The sequence below is a fragment of the Streptomyces sp. AgN23 genome (genome assembly GCF_001598115.1).
Lineage (GTDB): Bacteria > Actinomycetota > Actinomycetes > Streptomycetales > Streptomycetaceae > Streptomyces > Streptomyces antimycoticus.
In genome coordinates this window covers 6,878,333-6,896,536 of record NZ_CP007153.1, presented here as the reverse complement: position 1 = coordinate 6,896,536, position 18,204 = coordinate 6,878,333, and the positions used below count along the sequence as shown (strand labels likewise).

Annotated in this window: 21 protein-coding genes; 13 read left to right on the top strand and 8 right to left on the bottom strand. The window is 70.7% G+C overall.

What is annotated here, in order from left to right; translation table 11 throughout:
• The first annotated feature begins 38 nt into the window (after positions 1 to 38).
• Together snpA and AS97_RS30060 are read left to right on the top strand one after the other, a co-directional pair.
• On the top strand, positions 39 to 704 hold the full coding sequence (gene snpA, locus AS97_RS30065; RefSeq protein ID WP_059147768.1) for a snapalysin: 666 nt from the start codon (positions 39 to 41) through the stop codon (positions 702 to 704).
• Positions 705 to 945: 241 nt separating this feature from the next.
• A complete protein-coding gene (locus AS97_RS30060) occupies positions 946 to 1,158 on the top strand; it encodes a hypothetical protein (RefSeq protein WP_210565980.1) in 213 nt (70 codons plus the stop codon).
• Positions 1,159 to 1,234: 76 nt separating this feature from the next.
• Here AS97_RS30060 and AS97_RS30055 read toward each other — a convergent pair whose 3' ends face one another.
• Positions 1,235 to 1,810 carry an STAS domain-containing protein gene (locus AS97_RS30055; RefSeq protein WP_086707126.1) on the bottom strand — a complete coding sequence of 192 codons (576 nt, stop codon included), beginning with the start codon at positions 1,808 to 1,810 and terminating at the stop codon, positions 1,235 to 1,237.
• 228 nt (positions 1,811 to 2,038) lie between these two features.
• Positions 2,039 to 2,491: an STAS domain-containing protein gene (locus AS97_RS30050; protein WP_079059758.1), complete on the bottom strand. Its 453-nt coding sequence runs from the start codon at positions 2,489 to 2,491 to the stop codon at positions 2,039 to 2,041.
• Positions 2,492 to 2,697: 206 nt separating this feature from the next.
• Here AS97_RS30050 and AS97_RS30045 point away from each other — a divergent pair, with 206 nt between their 5' ends.
• The 3 genes from AS97_RS30045 to AS97_RS30035 all read left to right on the top strand — a co-directional run bounded on the left by AS97_RS30045 (position 2,698) and on the right by AS97_RS30035 (position 5,042).
• A complete protein-coding gene (locus AS97_RS30045; protein ID WP_210565979.1) occupies positions 2,698 to 3,399 on the top strand; it encodes an HAD family acid phosphatase in 702 nt (233 codons plus the stop codon).
• Between the two features lie 208 nt (positions 3,400 to 3,607).
• A complete protein-coding gene (locus AS97_RS30040; RefSeq protein WP_059147771.1) occupies positions 3,608 to 4,546 on the top strand; it encodes a beta-ketoacyl-ACP synthase III in 939 nt (312 codons plus the stop codon).
• Between the two features lie 100 nt (positions 4,547 to 4,646).
• Entirely contained in the window at positions 4,647 to 5,042 is a 396-nt protein-coding gene (locus tag AS97_RS30035; protein WP_014054827.1) for a VOC family protein, read from the top strand.
• Here the strand turns inward: AS97_RS30035 and AS97_RS30030 are convergent.
• The 3 genes from AS97_RS30030 to AS97_RS30020 all read right to left on the bottom strand — a co-directional run bounded on the left by AS97_RS30030 (position 5,031) and on the right by AS97_RS30020 (position 7,076).
• Entirely contained in the window at positions 5,031 to 5,867 is an 837-nt protein-coding gene (locus tag AS97_RS30030; protein WP_247204529.1) for a helix-turn-helix domain-containing protein, read from the bottom strand. The two genes, AS97_RS30035 and AS97_RS30030, sit on opposite strands and share 12 nt — an antisense overlap.
• On the bottom strand, positions 5,864 to 6,088 hold the full coding sequence (locus AS97_RS30025; protein WP_059147773.1) for a hypothetical protein: 225 nt from the start codon (positions 6,086 to 6,088) through the stop codon (positions 5,864 to 5,866). Before AS97_RS30025 ends, AS97_RS30030 begins: the two co-directional genes overlap by 4 nt.
• A 76-nt stretch (positions 6,089 to 6,164) precedes the next feature.
• Positions 6,165 to 7,076: a glutaminase gene (locus AS97_RS30020; protein WP_210565978.1), complete on the bottom strand. Its 912-nt coding sequence runs from the start codon at positions 7,074 to 7,076 to the stop codon at positions 6,165 to 6,167.
• A gap of 170 nt (positions 7,077 to 7,246) precedes the next feature.
• On the opposite strand from AS97_RS30020, the gene AS97_RS30015 reads away from it, so the two are divergent.
• Positions 7,247 to 7,837 carry an N-acetylmuramoyl-L-alanine amidase gene (locus AS97_RS30015; protein ID WP_059147775.1) on the top strand — a complete coding sequence of 197 codons (591 nt, stop codon included), beginning with the start codon at positions 7,247 to 7,249 and terminating at the stop codon, positions 7,835 to 7,837.
• Positions 7,838 to 8,020: 183 nt separating this feature from the next.
• Positions 8,021 to 9,601: an IS1182 family transposase gene (locus AS97_RS30010; RefSeq protein ID WP_210564187.1), complete on the top strand. Its 1,581-nt coding sequence runs from the start codon at positions 8,021 to 8,023 to the stop codon at positions 9,599 to 9,601.
• A gap of 301 nt (positions 9,602 to 9,902) precedes the next feature.
• Here AS97_RS30010 and AS97_RS30005 read toward each other — a convergent pair whose 3' ends face one another.
• Positions 9,903 to 11,513 (bottom strand): Na+/H+ antiporter, encoded by a 1,611-nt coding sequence (locus AS97_RS30005; protein ID WP_210565977.1) that lies wholly within the window; start codon positions 11,511 to 11,513, stop codon positions 9,903 to 9,905.
• A gap of 76 nt (positions 11,514 to 11,589) precedes the next feature.
• On the opposite strand from AS97_RS30005, the gene AS97_RS30000 reads away from it, so the two are divergent.
• From AS97_RS30000 to AS97_RS29985, 4 genes are all read left to right on the top strand, one after another.
• A complete protein-coding gene (locus tag AS97_RS30000) occupies positions 11,590 to 11,850 on the top strand; it encodes a UBP-type zinc finger domain-containing protein (protein WP_059147777.1) in 261 nt (86 codons plus the stop codon).
• A 95-nt stretch (positions 11,851 to 11,945) separates the two neighbouring features.
• On the top strand, positions 11,946 to 12,491 hold the full coding sequence (locus AS97_RS29995; RefSeq protein WP_059147778.1) for a GNAT family N-acetyltransferase: 546 nt from the start codon (positions 11,946 to 11,948) through the stop codon (positions 12,489 to 12,491).
• 246 nt (positions 12,492 to 12,737) lie between these two features.
• A complete protein-coding gene (locus AS97_RS29990; RefSeq protein ID WP_014054819.1) occupies positions 12,738 to 13,151 on the top strand; it encodes an anti-sigma regulatory factor in 414 nt (137 codons plus the stop codon).
• Positions 13,152 to 13,192: 41 nt separating this feature from the next.
• Positions 13,193 to 14,074, top strand: a complete 882-nt coding sequence (locus tag AS97_RS29985; RefSeq protein ID WP_059147779.1) for an RNA polymerase sigma factor SigF — start codon at positions 13,193 to 13,195, stop codon at positions 14,072 to 14,074.
• A gap of 240 nt (positions 14,075 to 14,314) precedes the next feature.
• Here the strand turns inward: AS97_RS29985 and AS97_RS29980 are convergent, their stop codons facing one another.
• Positions 14,315 to 14,866 carry a hypothetical protein gene (locus AS97_RS29980; RefSeq protein WP_210565976.1) on the bottom strand — a complete coding sequence of 184 codons (552 nt, stop codon included), beginning with the start codon at positions 14,864 to 14,866 and terminating at the stop codon, positions 14,315 to 14,317.
• An 80-nt stretch (positions 14,867 to 14,946) separates the two neighbouring features.
• Between AS97_RS29980 and AS97_RS29975 the strand changes: the two genes are divergently transcribed.
• Both AS97_RS29975 and AS97_RS29970 read left to right on the top strand, forming a co-directional pair.
• Positions 14,947 to 15,915: a diacylglycerol kinase family protein gene (locus AS97_RS29975; protein ID WP_059147781.1), complete on the top strand. Its 969-nt coding sequence runs from the start codon at positions 14,947 to 14,949 to the stop codon at positions 15,913 to 15,915.
• Positions 15,916 to 16,232: 317 nt separating this feature from the next.
• The gene (locus tag AS97_RS29970; protein WP_014054815.1) at positions 16,233 to 16,490 is read left to right on the top strand and encodes a WhiB family transcriptional regulator; all 258 of its coding nucleotides are present in this window, start codon (positions 16,233 to 16,235) and stop codon (positions 16,488 to 16,490) included.
• Between the two features lie 176 nt (positions 16,491 to 16,666).
• Here the strand turns inward: AS97_RS29970 and AS97_RS29965 are convergent, their stop codons facing one another.
• Positions 16,667 to 18,136, bottom strand: a complete 1,470-nt coding sequence (locus AS97_RS29965; RefSeq protein WP_059147782.1) for a PAS domain-containing sensor histidine kinase — start codon at positions 18,134 to 18,136, stop codon at positions 16,667 to 16,669.
• Positions 18,137 to 18,204 lie beyond the last annotated feature (68 nt).

The following is an 18,204-nucleotide window of genomic DNA, read 5'->3' as shown; positions in this document are numbered from 1 at the left end:
CGGCGACCGGGGCCCGAGGACGATGAGGAGCCCCCCACATGTCACTCCCCAAGCTCGCGCTGTCGGCGACCCTCGGCCTCGGCCTGGCGGCCGCCCTGTCCGCCGTGCCCGCCTCCGCGGCCACGCCCGACCACTCCACCACCCAGCGCAGCGCCGCGGCCGCCGGCTACACGGCGAGCGGCGAGGAGAAGGCCGACACCGACGCCTTCATCAAGGCCGTCATGAAGTCGGCGCTGGCCAAGCAGGCCAAGGCCCCCCGCGGGACGGCCGCCGTCACCGTGACCTACGACGCCAGCCAGGCCCCGACCTTCCAGGCGCAGATCTCCCGCTCCGCCCAGATCTGGAACTCCTCGGTGAGCAACGTGAAGCTGCAGGCGGGCAGCAACGCGGACTTCAGCTACCGCGAGGGCAACGACCCCCGGGGCTCGTACGCGAGCACCGACGGCCACGGCAGCGGCTATGTCTTCCTGGACTACGCCCAGAACCAGGAGTACGACTCGACCCGGGTCACCGCGCACGAGACCGGCCACGTGCTGGGTCTGCCGGACCACTACGAGGGCCCGTGCAGCGAGCTGATGTCCGGTGGCGGCCCCGGCCCGTCCTGCACCAACTCGCAGCCCGACCAGGCCGAGATCAGCCGCGTGAACCAGCTCTGGGCCAATGGCCTGGCCAAGCTCGAGAAGCAGCTGGCCAAGTCCCACTGAGCCCGCTGAGACCGCCAAGCCGCTGATCCCCTGGATCAGGGCCTGACTGCCCGCACCCGGTTCCCGACGCCGGGTGCGGGCAGTCGGCGTGTGTGGGGGGGGCGTCTCCGCGCGCACTGGGACGTAGCGCACGGGAAGCGACGCCGCCTCCGGCCGGAGGTACCGTATAGACACCAGGAGCATTTCGCACAAACCGGCCGGATTCCCTCCAGCTGGGGCCCGGCCCCAGGGAGTGAGCACCATGGAGACCCTGATCACCGTGGTCGTCATCCTCGCGCTGATCGGGGTGGGCGCGCTGCTGATCCACCGGACCAATGTCCAGAACGGCAACCGCATGTCCGCCGAGAGCCACGACGATTCCCCGGCCGGCGGGCGGGCGCACCATCGCGCCTGGGGCCGTCGGCGGCAGTCCCGGGGCCAGGGGATCACACCTCCCCAGGACCGCCACACCTGAGTCCGGCCGTATCCCGGCCGTATCCCGGCCGCATCCCGGCGATGGGCCCGGCCGCATCCCGGCCTTGCGAGGCGCCCTACTCCTCCGTGCGCAGCGCCTCGTCCAGCGTGGCGACCGGGTGGAGCACATCCAGCATCCGCCCCGCCCGCAGGGTGCGGAGGATCAAGGCGTTGTCGCAGACCAGCCGCATCCGCCCGGCCCGCTCCCCTACCCGGCGATGGGCCCGGCACAGCATCCCCAGGCCCGAGCAGTCGAAGAAGGCGGCCGGACGTAAGTCCACGATCACCGCGGGCTCGTCCCCGGCCGTGGCCGCGTCCAGCGCCGGTCCGACACTTCCCACCCCGGCGATGTCGATCTCACCGTGGAGCTCCACGACGGTGTACCCGCCGACTCGGTACGTACGGGCGCGGGGAGCGGTGACGTCGATGGCGGCGCCGTCCTGCGCGGCTGGATCACCCTGAGGCGCCGGATCGCCCTGCGCGGCCGGATCACCCTGAGCCGCGGAATCCCCGTCCGAGGGCCCCCATGCGGCCGAATCCCGGCCGGAGGGCGCGCATGCCGCCGGATCCCCGGTCACGGGCCCCCGCGCGGCGTTCTGGGCACCGTGCTCCAGCGGCACCGGCGCATCACGGGGAGCGCCTTGCTGCGTCATCGCGATATCCCCTCGGAACGGCACACTGCCCCCTCTCACCTTCGTCAGGGTCCCGGAAGCGGGCAGGGTCGGGCATCAGGCGTGCATCCGCCGGGTCCTTGTGCGACGTGTCGCGAGCGTAAAGGGGTGACCCCCGGTTACAGAGGTAGGGACGCAGCATTCCGCCGGTGAATACCGCTCGTTCGAGTGAATTTCGGTTCTTACTATTGACACTTGGTCAGATGCGACCTAAGTGAGCGCATCACCACTCCCTCCGGTCGCCGGACCCGCCACCCCCGCGATCGCCGGAGTCAAATCCTCCAGTACCTCGAACGCGTCGTCCAGCCGGACCATGTGCAACAGCCGCACAAACCGCGGTTCGTCGATGACGAGCCGCAGCCGCCCGTCCCGCTCCAGCACGCGATTGCGCAATCGGCACAGTAACGACAATCCGGCACAGTCCAGGAATGTGACCGGCCGTAGGTCCAGGACCAGATCCGGACACCGCGCCTGAATGAGGGAATCGAACCGAGCCACGATCCGCCCCGCGGCGAAGATGTCCAACTCTCCCGCGATCTCGGCGACGGTGACACCGCCGAGTGCATGGACTCGGACGCCGAAGGCGGGCCGATCATCGAACATGCAAGCCTCCTTGACCTGGTGGAGGCGCGCGACACCGGAGCCCGCGGCCACGCCGGTCATCGCCGGGGTCCAGGCCGGCCCTTCAGTAGATGACATACCCATCTACCCGGCTGACCAGTCAACGAACGGTCCGGCACGTGTCGTTGGCCTATTAAAGCCCCTCGGGCGCGAACCGTTACTCACCGGTAAGGCAGAGGTCTTCTCAAGTCCATCGAAAGCCGTGAGCATGCCATCCGGCAATCGCCTCGAAGCGAAGGATGTGACCGATGACAGCGGGACGCGTGCGATCACGGCGGCTCGGCATGACGACGGTGATCGTCGCCCTCGCCACGGGCGTCGGCGGAACGGCCACCACGGCGACCGCCGCCACGCCCGGCGCCACGGCGACCGCCGCCACGGCGAACCCGGCCACGCCCGGCACCACCGCCACCACGCCGGCCGCGGCGGCGCCGTCGAGCGCCACCGCCGCAGAGGACGTCGACTACGAGACCTGGCAGCGTGATGTTCGCGCCATCATCGACGAGCAGGCCCGCCCCTACATCGAGGAGCGCACCGCCGGTCCGTCGGGCGAGAAGCAGGCCATCGTCCTGGACATCGACAACACCTCGCTGGAGACGGACTTCGGCTTCACCTTCCCCCAGCCCCCCGTCGAGCCGGTCCTGAAGCTCTCCCAGTACGCGCACGACCGCGGCGTGGCCCTCTTCTTCGTCACCGCGCGGCCCGGCATCATCTCCTGGCCGACCGAGTACAACCTGGAGAAGGTCGGCTACTCGGTCGCCGGTCTGTACGTACGCCACCTGCCGGACCTCTTCCAGAACGTGGCCGACTACAAGACCGCCAAGCGGGCGGAGATCGAGAAGGACGGCTACACGATCATCGCCAACATCGGCAACAGCCCCACCGACATCAGCGGCGGCCACGCCGAGAAGTCCTTCAAGCTCCCGGACTACGACGGCCGGCTTTCCTGAGTCACGGCCAGGCCATCCCCTTCCGCCACCGCCCATCGCCCCCGCCGGGGGACATGCCGAAAACTCCAGATCTTGGCGCCCAAGATTGGTGACTAGGCCGAGCGCACGGCAGGTCTGCTCCGCTCAAGACTGGACACACCGCAGACTGTGCGTCGAGATCCGCGCAAACGGCGCGGATACGTCGGCACTGGCGCGAAGGGGATGACCGATGACCGGCTCACACGTACTGGCACTCGGCCACTACCAGCCCGCGAAGGTGCTCGGCAACGACGACCTCGCGGCCATGGTCGACACCAGCGACGAGTGGATCCGCAGCCGGGTCGGCATCCGCACCCGTCATCTCGCCCGCCCCGACGAAACGGTCGACGAGATGGCCGCGGCGGCCGCCGCCAAGGCGCTGGCCCACAGCGGGCTGGCCCCCTCCGACATCGACCTCGTACTCGTCGCCACCTGCACGGCGATCGACCGCAGCCCCAACATGGCGGCCCGGGTCGCCGCCCGGCTCGGGCTCGCCCACCCCGCCACCATGGATCTCAATGTGGTGTGCGCCGGTTTCACCCACGCCCTCGCCACCGCCGACCACACCATCCGGGCCGGGGCGGCCACCGCGGCCCTGGTGATCGGCGCGGACAAGTTCAGCGCGGCCACCGACTGGACCGACCGCTCCACCTGCGTCCTGACCGGCGACGGCGCGGGCGCGGCCGTGGTGGTGGCCGCCGAGCGGCCGGGCGTCGGCCCGGTGGTGTGGGGCTCGGTCCCGGAGATGGGCGGCGCGGTCCGTATCGAGGGCACACCGCCCCGCTTCGCGCAGGAGGGCCAGACCGTCTACCGCTGGGCCACCACCCATCTGCCGCCGATCGCGCGGAAGGTGTGCGAACGGGCCGGGACCTCCCCGGAGGAGCTGGCCGGTGTCGTGCTGCACCAGGCCAATCTGCGGATCATCGAGCCGGTCGCCCAGAAGCTGGGCGCGGTCAACGCGGTGATCGCCCGCGATGTGGTGGAGTCCGGCAACACCTCGGCGGCCAGCATTCCGCTCGCCCTCTCCAAGCTGGTCGAGCGCGGGGAGGTGGCCTCCGGCGCCCCGGTGCTGCTCTTCGGCTTCGGCGGCAATCTGTCGTACGCCGGCCAGGTCATCCGCTGCCCCTGACGGCCGCGTCCGCCACGGCCTCCGACGGCGCCCCGACCACCCCGCCAGGACGTCCGATTCGTTCAAGACCGGCCGTCGGCCCGCTGCCTACGCTGCCCGTATGACAGCACGATTCAACGCCATCGGCCTGGTCGTCGCCGACCTGGCCACCTCCCTCGCCTTCTACCGCCGCCTCGGCCTCGACATCCCGGCCGAGGCCGACGCCCAGCCGCACGCCGAGGCCGCCCTGCCCGGCGGGGCGCGGCTGATGTGGGACACCGTCGAGACGGTGCGCTCCTTCGACCCGGAGTGGACGCCGCCGAGCGGTTCCCACCAGGTGGCGCTGGCCTTCGCCTGCGACAGCCCGGCCGATGTGGACAAGACCTACCAGGACCTCGTGGGGGCGGGCGTGCGCGGCAAGAAGGAGCCGTGGGACGCGCCGTGGGGCCAGCGCTACGCGACGGTCCTCGACCCCGACGGCAACAGCCTGGACCTCTTCGCGCCGCTACCCTCCTGACCCCTGGAGCAGACGGCCCAGGGGGACGCCGGTCAGGGTCCTGACCTCGCGGGCGAGATGTGCCTGGTCGGCGTAGCCCGCCGTGGCCGCGACCGCCGCGAAGGGGACGCCGGTGCGCGCCAGGTCCAGGGCCCGGTTCAGCCGCAGCACCCGGCCCAGCGTCTTGGCGCCGTAGCCGAACGCGGCGAGGGAGCGGCGGTGCAGCTGCCGCTCCCCCAGCCCCACGGCGGCGGCGATCCCGGCCACGCCCGTCCCGCGCGAGACCCCGGCGACGATGGCGGCGAGCACCGGATCGGGCGGTTCCGCCGTCCGCAGGCGCCCCAGGGCGGCGTCCTCCAGCAGACGGCCCTGGACCGCCTGCCGCGCGGCCGTCCGCTCGGCCTCGGCCGTCCGCTCGGCGTCGGCGATCCGCTCGGCGTCGGCGATCCGCTCCGCTTCAGCGATCCGCTCGGCCAGCCGCCGGACCTCCGCACCCGGCCAGAGCGCGGCCAACGGCACGAGCTGATCGCGGAGTTCATGCGCCGGTACACCGAGCACGGCGGGGCCCTGACCTGGGGCGAAGCGCAGACCCACGGCGCGGGTGCCGGGCGGACCGGGGGCGAGACGGGCACGGGTGTCCGGCCCGGCGACCAGCAGCTCGCCGTCGGGTCCCGCCTCGCTCCAGATCAGATCCGTGCAGCCGTCAGGGAGCACCCGCTGCGGCCCGGTGCCGGCCGTACGGGTCCACACCGCGGCGCCGCGGCCGATCAACGCCCTTCGCTCGCGGTACGCGCCGCACTCCCGGTCTTCGCGTTTCCGGTGTTCGCGCTCCCGGTGCTCGCTCAAGGGACCTCGCGCAGATACATCGCACCGCACGAATGACAGAAGGGCCCCGAGTCACCCGTGGCCCACAGATCGGCGGCCTGGGTCTCGGCGTCCGGAGCCAGCTCCCGCCCGCACATCGCGGTCGTTCCGTTGCCGCGGACCATGTGCCAGATCTTGACGGGCGCGCCCGCGACCCGACCGGAGCTGCCCTCCTCGTATTCGGCGCGCATCTCGTGCAGCACGGCGGTACACCTCCTGCTCACCACCACTACTCTCCATGCTCCCGCCACGCCGGGCCGAGCGCCACCTCCGCCGCCGCTAGAAGACGGACCAGCCGGTCAGCGTGGTGAAGTGGTCCAGGGCGGCCACTCCGGCCACCGAGTTGCCCCGGGCGTCCAGGCCGGGGCTCCAGACGCACAGCGTGCAGCGGCCGGGGACCACCGCGACGATGCCGCCACCGACGCCGCTCTTGCCGGGCAGCCCGACGCGGTAGGCGAAGTCGCCCGCCGCGTCGTACGTACCGCAGGTGAGCATGACCGCGTTGACCCGCTTCGCCTCGCTCTGCGACAGCAGCCGCGAGCCGTCCGCGCGCAGCCCGTGGCGGGCCAGGAAGCCCCCGGCCAGGGCCAGGTCGCGGCAGCTCATCTCGATCGAGCACTGCCAGAAGTAGTGCTCCAGGACGGTCGGCACGGGGTTGTGGAGATTGCCGTAGCTCGCCATGAAGTGGGCGACGGCGGCATTACGGTCGCCATGGGCAGACTCGGAGACGGCGACCTCCTGGTCGAAGGCGAGGTCCGGATTGCCGCTCTCGGAGCGCAGGAAGTCCAGCATGGTGGTGCTGGCGTCGCCGGTAAGGGTCTGCAGCCGGTCGGTGACGACCAGCGCCCCGGCGTTGATGAACGGATTGCGCGGGATGCCGTTCTCGTACTCGAGCTGCACCAGGGAGTTGAAGGGGTTGCCCGAGGGCTCCCGGCCGACCCGCCGCCACAGCTTCTCGCCGTCGTCGGCGAGGACGAGCGCGAGGCTGAACACCTTGGAGATGGACTGCATCGAGAAGGGCCGCTCCCAGTCGCCGACCCCGGTGACATGGCCGTCGACGTCGGCGAGGGCGATCCCGAAGCGGTCCGCGTCCACCGAGGCGAGCGCCGGGATGTACTGCGCCACCCGGCCCCGGCCGATCTGCGGTTTCACCAGGGCCGCGACCTCGTCCAACACTGCCTGGTAGTCCATGGTGCGGTGCGTCTCCCGGTGCGATGTGGAACGGATGGACCGGCTCGCACGATAACGCGCCCCCCACCACCCATCACCCCATGTGTTTATGTGCGTGCGATGGGTAAGCAAGCGAGTGAACGAGGCGGGCCGCGACCGGGGCCCGCCGTACGAGCGGAACGGAGGCGGTCATGGCCTCACCCATGTCCGCGGGGGACTTCCTGGCGGCGCTGACGGACGAGGGCGTGCGGGTGACGGAGGTCGGCGACTGGCGGGACCACAACAGAAACCACAAGGGCCCGTGGGGCCCGGTGCACGGGGTGATGATCCACCACACCGTCACCTCCGGCACCGAGGAGACGGTGGAGATCTGCCGGGACGGCTTCGAGGGGCTGCCCGGCCCGCTGTGCCACGGCGTGATCGCCAAGGACGGCGGGGTCCATCTGGTCGGCTACGGCCGCGCCAACCACGCCGGTCTCGGCGACGACGACGTCCTGCGGGCGGTGATCGCCGAGACGGCCCTGCCGCCCGACAACGAGGCGAACACCGATGGCAACCGAGCCTTCTACGGCTTCGAATGCGAGAACCTGGGCGACGGCGAGGACCCGTGGCCCGAGGCCCAGCTCGACGCGATCGCGCGAGCCGCGGCGGCCGTGTGCCGCCATCACGGCTGGACGGAGCGCTCGGTGATCGGCCACCTCGAATGGCAGCCGGGCAAGGTGGATCCGCGCGGCTTCACCATGGCGGCGATGCGCGAGCGGATCCACGAGCGGCTCAAGTAGGACGCTCACCTACGGGGTGTCCGGCGCGTCGCAGGGCCGCCTCGCCCCTGGCCCCCGGGGTCTGGGGCGGAGCCCCACCTTCCACCCCCTCCGGCGCTTGAGGAACGGAGCCTAGAAGGCTCGTGAAGATCTTGGGTTCTGGCCCTGCCGTGTCAGCGGCAGGGCCAGACTTGTCTTGTGGCGATGGGTGAGTGGGTCGGCGAGATGGTCGGGCCGGATGTGTGGGAGACCTGCCGGGACCTGATTCCGGCCGGGAGTGTGTTCGCGTTCCTGGCCGAGCATCGTGGCGAGCTGTTCCCGGCTGAGATGTTCGTGGACATGTATCCGTCGGCGAATGGACGGCCGAGCATGCCGCCGCAGATCCTGGCCGCCGCGATCGCGCTACAGGCCCTGCACGGGCTGTCGGACTTCGAGACAGTCCAGGAATTGCGGTGCGACCTGCGGTGGAAGGCCGCATGCGGCCTGGGCCTCAACGACATGGCGTTCGATCCATCGCTGCTGGCCTACTTCCGCCGCCGGCTGGCCCGTTCCGCCCGCCCGAACCGCATCTTCGAGACCGTACGCGAGGTCGTGAAGGCCACCGGTGTCCTCAAGGGCAAGCACCGCCGGGCTCTGGACTCCACTGTGCTGGACGACGCGGTCGCCACCCAGGACACCGTCACCCAGATCATCGCCGCCGTCCGCGCGGTGATCCGCGAAGTCCCCGGCGCCGACACGGCCGCCGCTGCCCAGTGCACCGCCCACGACTACACCGACCCAGGCAAACCGAAGATCGCCTGGAACGACGAGCAGGCCCGCGCCGAGCTGGTCGACGCACTCGTCACGGACGCGCTGCGGCTGCTGGGCCACCTGCCCGAACAGCAACTCGGCGAGAAGGCCGCGAACGCGGTGGGCATCCTGGCCCTGGTCGCCGGTCAGGACGTCGAGCCCGCCGAGGACTCCGACGGCCGCGACGGACGCTGGCGCATCACCCGGGGCACCGTCCCTGGCCGGATGGTCTCCACCATCGATCCGGAAGCCCGGCACATCCACAAGACCCGCAGCCACCAGCAGGACGGTTTCAAGGCCCACCTGGCCATCGAGCCCGAGACCGGCTTATACACCGCCGTCGCCCTGCGGCCCGGCTCCGGGCCCGAGCACCATGAGGCTGCCGTGGGTCTTGAGCTGCTCGCCGACGAGGACACCCCGGTGGACGCCTTCGGTGACACCGCCTACTCCACCGGCGACGCCCGCCAGGCCCTGGACCGGGCCGGGCACCGGCTGTTCCTCAAACCCGCCCCGCTGCGGCCCGCCGTCCCCGGCGGCTTCACCCTCGACGACTTCGCCATCGACACCACCACCGCCATCGTGACCTGCCCGGCCGGACACGCCGTGGGCCTGTCCGACCCCGGCGGGCAGCACCACCAGCGCAAAGCCTCTTTCGGGAACTTATGCACCGGATGCCCCCTGCGCGAGCAGTGCACCAAGGCCAAGGCCGGACGCATCCTGACCATCCGCCCGCACCACGACCTCCAAGCGGCCGCCCGCCACCAGGCCGCCACCGATCCTGACTGGCAGGCCGACTACCGCCGCTGGAGACCACCGGTCGAACGCGCCGTCGCATGGCTCGTCCACCACGGCAACCGCCGACTCCGCTACCGCGGCACCCTCAAGAACGACACCTGGCTCCACACCCGAGCCGCCGCCCTCAACCTCCGCCGACTGATCAACCTCGGACTCACCCGCATCGACGGCGCCTGGCACCTCGCCCCAGCCACCACATAACGAAGAGGGGCCATCCGGCCTCCGGCCGGACAGCCCCTCACCAAGATCTTCATCGGCCTTCTAGGACAGAGCCCCACCTCCCAGCCCCTCCGGCGCTTGAGGAGCGGGGTCTGGGGCGGAGCCCCAGTTGTGGGAAGGGGCGGGTAGGGGAACAGCCCGCCGCAGGCGCCCCCATCCGCCGGACACCCCCTGGAGCCGGGTCCGGGTACGGGTACGGTTACGAGTCCGGATCCGGGTCCGGATCCGGATCCGGGTCCGGGTCCGGGTCCGGGTACAGCGGCGGCCACGGACGGGCCGGGCCTCAGGCCCCCTCCTCCGTGGCCCCCTCCCGGTAGAGCGCCGCCTCCTCCAGGTCCAGCCGCCGCAGCAGCGACCGCAGCATCTCCTCGTCGATCCGCCGGGCGTCCCGCAGGTCCACGAACACCTTCCGCTCGGCCTCGATCATCTCCCGGGACAGCCTCCGGTAGGTGTCGTCCGCCGATTCGCCGGTCACCTCGTTGACCGCCCCGAGCCGCTCCCATACGGCGTTGCGGCGCTGCTCCAGCACGGTGCGCAGCCGGTCGGCGAGCGGCGGCGGCAGTGCGTTGCGCTCCTCGTCGAGCAACTCCCCCAGGCGGCTCTCGGCCGCCAGTGACGCCTGGTTCTGCGCCTGTGCCTCGGCGAGGGTCTCGGCCCGTGGATCGCGGCCCGGCAGCCCGAGCAGCCGGATCAGGGACGGCAGGGTGAGCCCGTGGACCACCAGGGTGCCGATGACGGTCGTGAAGGTCAGGAAGAGGATCAGATTGCGGGCCGGGAAGGGTTCCCCGCCATGGGTGGTCTGCGGGATCGAGAAGGCGATGGCCAGCGAGACCACCCCGCGCATCCCGGCCCAGCCGACGACGACCGGCGCGGTCCAGTTGGTGCCGGGCTCGCGCTCGCGAATGCCGGGGAAGAGCATCCGCGGCACGAAGGTCGACGGGAAGACCCAGATGTAGCGGGCGGCCACCACGGCCAGGAAGACCACGGCCGCGTACCAGGCGGCCTCGCCCGCGCCGTACTCCCCCAGGCCGCCCACCACGACCCGCAGTTGCAGCCCGATCAGCGCGAACACCGCCGACTCCAGTACGAAGTCGATCATGCGCCAGACCGCCGCCTCCTGGAGCCGGGTGGCGAAGTCGACCTGCCAGGAGTGGTGTCCGAGGTAGAGCCCGACCACCACGACGGCCAGCACACCCGACGCCCCGAACTGCTCGGCGACGGCGTAGGCGACGAAGGGGATGAGCAGCGAGAGGGTGTTCTGGAGCAGGGCGTCCCGCAGCCGGATGCGCAGCCAGTGCAGCGGCACCATCAGGATCAGACCGACCACGACGCCGCCGACGGCCGCGAAGGCGAACTCCCGCAGCCCCTCGGTCCAGCTCACGCCCTCCCCCACGGCGGCGGCCACCGCCACCCGGTAGGCGGTGATCGCGGTCGCGTCGTTGAACAGGGACTCGCCCTGGAGGAGCGTGGTGAGCCGGGAGGGCAGCCCGATCCGGCGGGCGATGGCGGTGGCGGCCACGGCGTCCGGCGGCGCGACCACCGCGCCCAGCACCAGGGCGGGGGCCAGCGGCAGCCCCGGGATCAGCAGATGGGCCACCACGCCGACCGCGACCGTGGCGAAGAGCACATACCCGACCGAGAGCAGCGCGATCGGCCGCAGATTTGCCCGCAGATCCAGATACGAGCTGTCCAGCGCGGCGCTGTGCAGCAGCGGCGGCAGCACCAGGGGCAGCACGATATGCGGGTCCAGGGTGTAGTCGGGCACCCCCGGGACGTACGAGCCGACGAGCCCGACCACGACCAGCAACAGCGGCGCGGGCACCGGGGTCCTGCGGGCCGCGCCGGCGACCACCGCGCTGCCCGCGACCAGCATCAACAACGGCAATACGTCCATCGACCGACCCGTCCCCGCCGGTCGTGCCGACGGTCGTCCATGTGATCCGCCCACGCGGCGTTTTAGTCTGGCAATCATGAGCGAGTGCCTGCATGTTCCCGCACTACCGCGCCCCGAGCCGGAGCCGCGGTCCGACACCTGTCCCGAATGCCTGGCAGTCGGCAGCCACCCCGTCCAGCTGCGGAAGTGTCTGGTGTGCGGCCACGTGGGCTGCTGCGACTCCTCGCCGTACCAGCACGCGACCCGGCATTTCGAGGAGACCGGCCACCCGGTGATGCGCAGCTTCGAGGAGGGCGAGGAGTGGCACTGGTGCTATGTGGATCAGCTCATCGTGTAGGCCCGGCTCCGCGAACGCCCTGGTCTTGGCGTTTTCCGCGCATTGTGGGAGATCGACCTCCGCGTTTGTCGGCCCGGGCCGCTAGCCTTCACCACATGATCCGATCAGCGAGGCCGTCCGACGTTCCGGCGATCCATGCGATGATCCGCGAGCTGGCGGACTACGAGCGGGCTCCGCGGGAGGCGAAGGCCACCGAGGAGCAGCTGCGCGAGGCGCTCTTCGGGGCGCATCCGGCGGTGTTCGCGCTGATCGCCGAGGAGACCGGCGGCGCCGGAGAGCCCGGCGGGCCGGTGGGGTTCGCCCTGTGGTTCCGTAACTTCTCCACCTGGACAGGCACCCATGGCGTGTATCTGGAGGACCTGTACGTCACCCCGCGCGCCCGCGGGGGTGGCCACGGCAAGGCGCTGCTCGCCGAGCTGGCGCGGATCTGCGTGGAGCGGGGCTATGCCCGTTTCGAATGGTCGGTGCTGGACTGGAACGAGCCCGCGATCGGCTTCTACACCGCGCTCGGCGCGGAGCCGATGGACGAATGGACGGTGCGCAGGCTCTCGGGAGAGCCCCTGCGAAAGCTGGCCGCTCAGGCCATGGGCACCGCCGTGACCAGCGATTCCCTGAGTGAGGCGACATCTCTTTCGAATTGAGACCGCAAACCCTCTAGCCACGCTGCGTACTCATGTGCTTACTATGAGTGATATCGCGGCTCTATGGGCCGGGGTTCACCCGTGATGGGGGCCGTGCTTCGTCCGGGCGACACCGAACCGCAGATCGCGATAGCGTCGCAGCCAAAGTACATACAGCGCCGGTCCGTCCACCCCCCACCATAAGGGTTCGGGGCCGACGCTCCAATCAGCTCAGCTCAATCAGCTTGTGTCACCTTGGAGGTGAGGGTGTCCCAGATCGCAGGCGAGCCCGGGACCCAGGACTTCGTGGAAGTCCGGCTGCCCGCTGCGGGTGCCTATCTGTCGGTGCTGCGTACGGCGACCGCCGGCCTCGCAGCCCGCTTGGACTTCACCCTCGACGAAATCGAGGATCTGCGTATCGCCGTGGACGAGGCATGCGCGATCCTGTTGCAGCAAGCCGTGTCCGGCAGTGTGCTGAGCTGCGTCTTCCGCTTGATCGACGACGCACTGCAGGTCACCGTCTCGGCTCCCACCACTGACGGCCGCGCCCCCGAGCGCGACACCTTCGCCTGGACGGTGCTCTCCGCACTGGCGGGCAAGGTGGACTCGACCGTGGCCGAAGACCGAACGGTCAGCATCAGCCTGTACAAGGAGCGCGGCGCCGGCCCCGGACAGCCGTGACGGAAAAAGGGGGCTCCGTGAGCACTGCATCATCGCGGGGAGTGGGTACCCCGGCCATCCCGCACCCGCCGGCCCGGCCGCATCCCGCGGACTCGGAGGCGGCAGGAGACCGACCAGAGCGGGCGGACCACATGGATCAGCACGAACAGGTGCGTCAGCAGCACGATCCACATGACCGGAGCGGCGCGCGGGCGATGTTCCTCGAGCTGCGCGGGCTGCCGGAAGGCTCCACCGAGCGGGCCGAGCTGCGCAACAACCTCGTGCGTATGCATCTGCCGTTGGTGGAGCACCTGGCCCGGCGCTTCCGCAACCGCGGTGAGCCGCTGGACGACCTCACCCAGGTCGCCACCATCGGGCTCATCAAATCCGTGGACCGGTTCGACCCGGACCGCGGGGTGGAGTTCTCGACCTATGCGACACCCACGGTCGTCGGCGAGATCAAGCGCCACTTCCGCGACAAGGGCTGGGCGGTGCGGGTGCCGCGCCGGCTGCAGGAGCTGCGGCTCTCGCTGACCACCGCCACCGCGGAGCTCTCCCAGCGCCATGGCCGCGCTCCGACCGTCCATGAGCTGGCCCAGCATCTGTCCATCTCCGAGGAGGAGGTGCTGGAGGGGCTGGAGTCCGCCAATGCCTACAGCACCCTGTCCCTTGACGTGCCGGACACGGACGACGAGTCCCCGGCGGTCGCCGACACCCTCGGCGCGGAGGACGAGGCGCTGGAAGGCGTCGAGTACCGCGAATCGCTCAAACCGCTGCTGGAGGATCTGCCCCCGCGCGAGAAGAAGATCCTGCTGCTGCGCTTCTTCGGCAATATGACGCAGTCGCAGATCGCGCAGGAGGTCGGCATCTCCCAGATGCATGTCTCCCGGCTGCTGGCCCGCACACTCGCGCAGTTGCGCGACAAGTTGCTGGTCGAGGAGTAGCGAGCGCATCCGGCCCACGGTGCCCGGGGCCACCCCGGGCACCGGCCGTGCGGACACCTGCCGGCTGTGTCCGGTTAGGCCCTGTCCGGTGGATCTTCGCGGATCAGCCCGCGGCGTCTGGTGCGGTGCGTCGCAAGGCGGAGGGTCGTCCTCGTACCGGGTCGTACTCGGACGATCCCGACAACGCGGCGAGGTGCCGTGCCAGGCGTCGCGGGCCCGCGAAGATCCACCGGACAGGGCCTAGGCGTCGCGGGGGCCGATGCCGAGGGCCTCGGTCGCCGTCGGGTTGATCAGCAGCGCCATGACGGCGAGGGCCGCGATGGCGGTGACCACCCCGCCGGCGATCAGCCCGCCGCCGTTCTGCACCAGCGTCCAGGCCACGGGCAGCGCCATCAGCTGGGTGATCATCGCGGGGCCCCGGCTCCAGCGGCGCCGCAGCCACAGCCCGCGGGCCGCCAGCAGCGGCAGCAGGGCCAGCGCGACCACGGTGGCCCCGAGCATCTCCGCCTGCTGAGGGCTCTCCGGGTCGCCGGTCAGCCCCATGATCAGTACGTAGACGCCGAAGCCCAGCAGCACCACGCCCTCCGCGGCGGCCAGCACCGCGGCGACGGTCAGCCGGGTGGGGCGGGGCCCGGTGGGCGCGGCGTCGGCGGCAGCGGCGCCGGTCGCCTTGGCAGCGGCCCCGGCCTCCGGCCGGGCCGTGGCCTGCTGCGCCGCGGCCTTCCGCTCGGTCGTCTTCCGCGCCGTGGCCCTCTGCGCCTTCTTCGCGGTAGCGGACTTCTTCCTGCTCACCCCCGCAGCCTAGCCGCCTCCGGGCCGCCCGGGCCCTACCCCCCTCGGGCCGGTCGGTCCGGATAGGTAGGCTGGCGCGCATGCGCGCGCTTCTTGTGGTCAACCCGGCAGCAACCACCACCAGTGCCCGCACTCGGGATGTTCTGTTCCACGCACTCGCCAGCGATCTGAAGCTGGACGTCGTGACCACCGAGTACCGGGGCCATGCGCGCGATCTGGCCCGGCGGGCGGTCGACGGCGGCACGCATGAACTGGTCGTGGCCCTCGGCGGCGACGGCACCGTCAACGAGGTCGTCAACGGACTGCTCCACCACGGCCCCGCCCCGCACGAGCTGCCCCGGCTCGCGGTCGTCCCGGGCGGCTCCACCAATGTCTTCGCCCGCGCGCTCGGGCTGCCCAATGACGCCGTCGAGGCGACCGGCGCCCTGCTGGACGCGCTGCGGGACGGCACCGAGCGCACCGTGGGCCTCGGACTCGCGGCCGGCACCCCCGGCACTCCGGACGAGTCCGTCCCGGCCCGCTGGTTCACCTTCTGCGCCGGGCTCGGCTTCGACGCGAGCGTCATCGGCCGGGTCGAGCAGCAGCGCGAGCGCGGCAAGCGGTCCACCCACGCGCTCTATATACGGCAGATGGTGCGGCAGTTCATCGGGGAGCCGCATCGGCGGCAGGGCGTCATCACCATTCGGCGGCCGGGCCAGGACCCGATCGCGGGGCTGGCGCTGTCGATAGTCTGCAACACCTCCCCGTGGACGTTTCTGGGCAACCGCCCGGTCTACGCGTCCCCCCAGGCGTCCTTCGACACCGCCCTCGACGTGCTGGGACTCACCAAACTGTCGACGTCGGCGGTGACCCGCTACGCGACCCAGCTGCTGATGTCGACGCCCGAGCGCGGCCCGCGCGGCAAGCATGTGGTGGGGCTCCACGACGTGGAGGACTTCACCTTGCATTCCCAGGCGCCACTGCCGTTCCAGATGGACGGTGACCATCTGGGACTGCGTACGAGCGTGACGTTCACAGGCGTACGCCGTGCACTGCGTGTGATTGTGTGAGTGAGAGCGCAAAAAGTCCTTCCACTCGAACGTTTAGGCTGGCCTCCACCCACCGGAAGTACGGCTGTGACCGAGTCGACACCAAGGAATCAAAAAAAACTTTCCGGAAGGGGTTGTATCCGCCGCCGAGGTTTGCGAGTCTCTTCTTGGCGATCGGGACGGCCTCCAGAAGGCCCCCTTGAGAGCCCGAACCCCCTCCTCATTCCACGGGACCGCACCAGCCCCAACTGGTCGGCGTCCCTACCCTTGCGGGGGGATTCGTGAAAGCGTTCACATTCACAAGCAACGAGCCCGCAATACGAGGAGATGGAGCAGCCATGGACTGGCGTCACAACGCCGTTTGCCGCGAGGAAGACCCCGAGCTGTTCTTCCCCATCGGCAACACCGGTCCTGCGCTGCTGCAGATCGAGGAAGCCAAGGCCGTCTGCCGCCGCTGCCCCGTCATGGAGCAGTGCCTGCAGTGGGCGCTTGAGTCCGGCCAGGACTCCGGCGTCTGGGGTGGCATGAGCGAGGACGAGCGCCGTGCCATGAAGCGCCGTGCCGCTCGCAACCGGGCACGCAACGCCAGCGCCTGAAGCCCGCACCCCGTGGCCCCCGAGCCGCAGCGCGTAGTACCCCCGATGCGCACAGCACAATGAGCTTTGAGCCCCGGACCAGATGGGTCCGGGGCTCAGTGCTTTCCGGGTACGGGGCTGTGCCCGTCCGGCAGTTGCGGAAGTGTGGCCGACGCCTCAGTGCTTCTCGGCTCGCATCAGTGCTTCTCGGCTCGCACCGGGAAGTCCAGCACCACACGGGTGCCGCGCTCCGGTGCGGGCACCATGTCGAACGTGCCGCCCAGCTCCCCCTCCACCAGGGTGCGGACGATCTGCAGGCCCAGGTTTCCGGCCCGCTGGGGGTCGAACCCCTCGGGCAGTCCGCGCCCGTCGTCCTGGACGGTCACCACCAGCCGGCTCTCCTCACCGGCGTCACCACGCACCGCCGAGACCTCGACCGTGCCCTGCTCCCCCGGTCCGAAGCCGTGCTCCAACGCGTTCTGCAGCACCTCGGTCAGAACCATGGACAGCGGGGTGGCGACCTCGGCCTCGAGAATGCCGAAGCGCCCGGTGCGGCGGCCGGTCACCTTTCCGGGCGATATCTCGGCCACCATGGCCAGCACCCGATCGGCTATATCGTCGAACTCGACCCGCTCATCGAGGTTCTGGGAGAGGGTTTCATGGACGATCGCGATCGAGCCGACCCGGCGCACCGCCTCGTTGAGCGCCTCCCGCCCCTGCGCCGAGTCCATCCGGCGGGCCTGCAGCCGCAACAGGGCGGCCACCGTCTGGAGGTTGTTCTTCACCCGGTGGTGGATCTCCCGGATGGTGGCGTCCTTGGTGATCAACTCGCGCTCGCGGCGACGCAGTTCGGTGACGTCCCTCAGCAGCACGAGCGAGCCGATGTGCAGCCCCTTGGGCTTGAGCGGAATGGCCCGGAGCTGGATGACCCCGTCGCCGCCCTCGACCTCGAACTCCCGGGGCGCCCAGCCGCTGGCCAGCTTGACCAGCGCCTCGTCCACCGGGCCGCGCACCGGGGCGAGTTCGGCGGTGGTCTCGCCCAGATGGTGGCCGACGAGGTCGGCGGCGAGCCCGAGACGGTGGTAGGCCGAGAGCGCGTTGGGGCTCGCGTACTGGACCACCCCGTCCGCGTCGAGCCGGATCAGCCCGTCGCCGGCACGCGGTGACGCGTCCATGTCGATCTGCTGATGGGGGAACGGAAACGATCCGGCGGCGATCATCTGGGCGAGGTCGGACGCGCTCTGGAGATAGGTGAGCTCCAGCCGGCTGGGGGTCCGTACGGTCAGCAGATTGGTGTTCCGCGCGATCACCCCGAGGACCCGGCTCTCCCGCCGGACCGGGATGGACTCCACCCGGACCGGCACCTCCTCGCGCCACTCGGGGTCGCCCTCCCGGACGATCCGGCCCTCGTCGAGGGCGGCGTCGAGCATCGGACGGCGGCCTCGGGGGACGAGATGGCCGACCATGTCGTCCTGGTAGGAGGTGGGCCCGGTGTTCGGCCGCATCTGCGCCACGGAGACATACCGGGTGCCGTCGCTAGTGGGGACCCACAGCACCAGGTCGGCGAACGAGAGGTCGGAGAGGAGCTGCCACTCCGAGACCAGCAGATGGAGCCACTCGAGGTCGGAGTCGTCGAGTGCGGTGTGCTGGCGGACGAGGTCGTTCATGGAGGGCACATTGCGAGCCTACCCTCACCGGTGGATTAGCCTATTCGCGCATAAGCGTGGACAGACAG

Excerpts from the sequence above, each read along its gene's own strand:
- snpA (WP_059147768.1), top strand. The coding sequence starts at position 39 with ATGTCACTCCCCAAGCTCGCGCTGTCGGCGACCCTCGGCCTCGGCCTG.
- AS97_RS30060 (WP_210565980.1), top strand. The coding sequence starts at position 946 with ATGGAGACCCTGATCACCGTGGTCGTCATCCTCGCGCTGATCGGGGTG.
- AS97_RS30055 (WP_086707126.1), bottom strand. The coding sequence starts at position 1,810 with ATGACGCAGCAAGGCGCTCCCCGTGATGCGCCGGTGCCGCTGGAGCAC.
- AS97_RS30050 (WP_079059758.1), bottom strand. The coding sequence starts at position 2,491 with ATGACCGGCGTGGCCGCGGGCTCCGGTGTCGCGCGCCTCCACCAGGTC.
- AS97_RS30045 (WP_210565979.1), top strand. The coding sequence starts at position 2,698 with ATGACAGCGGGACGCGTGCGATCACGGCGGCTCGGCATGACGACGGTG.
- AS97_RS30040 (WP_059147771.1), top strand. The coding sequence starts at position 3,608 with ATGACCGGCTCACACGTACTGGCACTCGGCCACTACCAGCCCGCGAAG.
- AS97_RS30035 (WP_014054827.1), top strand. The coding sequence starts at position 4,647 with ATGACAGCACGATTCAACGCCATCGGCCTGGTCGTCGCCGACCTGGCC.
- AS97_RS30020 (WP_210565978.1), bottom strand. The coding sequence starts at position 7,076 with ATGGACTACCAGGCAGTGTTGGACGAGGTCGCGGCCCTGGTGAAACCG.
- AS97_RS30015 (WP_059147775.1), top strand. The coding sequence starts at position 7,247 with ATGGCCTCACCCATGTCCGCGGGGGACTTCCTGGCGGCGCTGACGGAC.
- AS97_RS30010 (WP_210564187.1), top strand. The coding sequence starts at position 8,021 with ATGGGTGAGTGGGTCGGCGAGATGGTCGGGCCGGATGTGTGGGAGACC.
- AS97_RS30005 (WP_210565977.1), bottom strand. The coding sequence starts at position 11,513 with ATGGACGTATTGCCGTTGTTGATGCTGGTCGCGGGCAGCGCGGTGGTC.
- AS97_RS30000 (WP_059147777.1), top strand. The coding sequence starts at position 11,590 with ATGAGCGAGTGCCTGCATGTTCCCGCACTACCGCGCCCCGAGCCGGAG.
- AS97_RS29995 (WP_059147778.1), top strand. The coding sequence starts at position 11,946 with ATGATCCGATCAGCGAGGCCGTCCGACGTTCCGGCGATCCATGCGATG.
- AS97_RS29975 (WP_059147781.1), top strand. The coding sequence starts at position 14,947 with ATGCGCGCGCTTCTTGTGGTCAACCCGGCAGCAACCACCACCAGTGCC.
- AS97_RS29970 (WP_014054815.1), top strand. The coding sequence starts at position 16,233 with ATGGACTGGCGTCACAACGCCGTTTGCCGCGAGGAAGACCCCGAGCTG.
- AS97_RS29965 (WP_059147782.1), bottom strand. The coding sequence starts at position 18,136 with ATGAACGACCTCGTCCGCCAGCACACCGCACTCGACGACTCCGACCTC.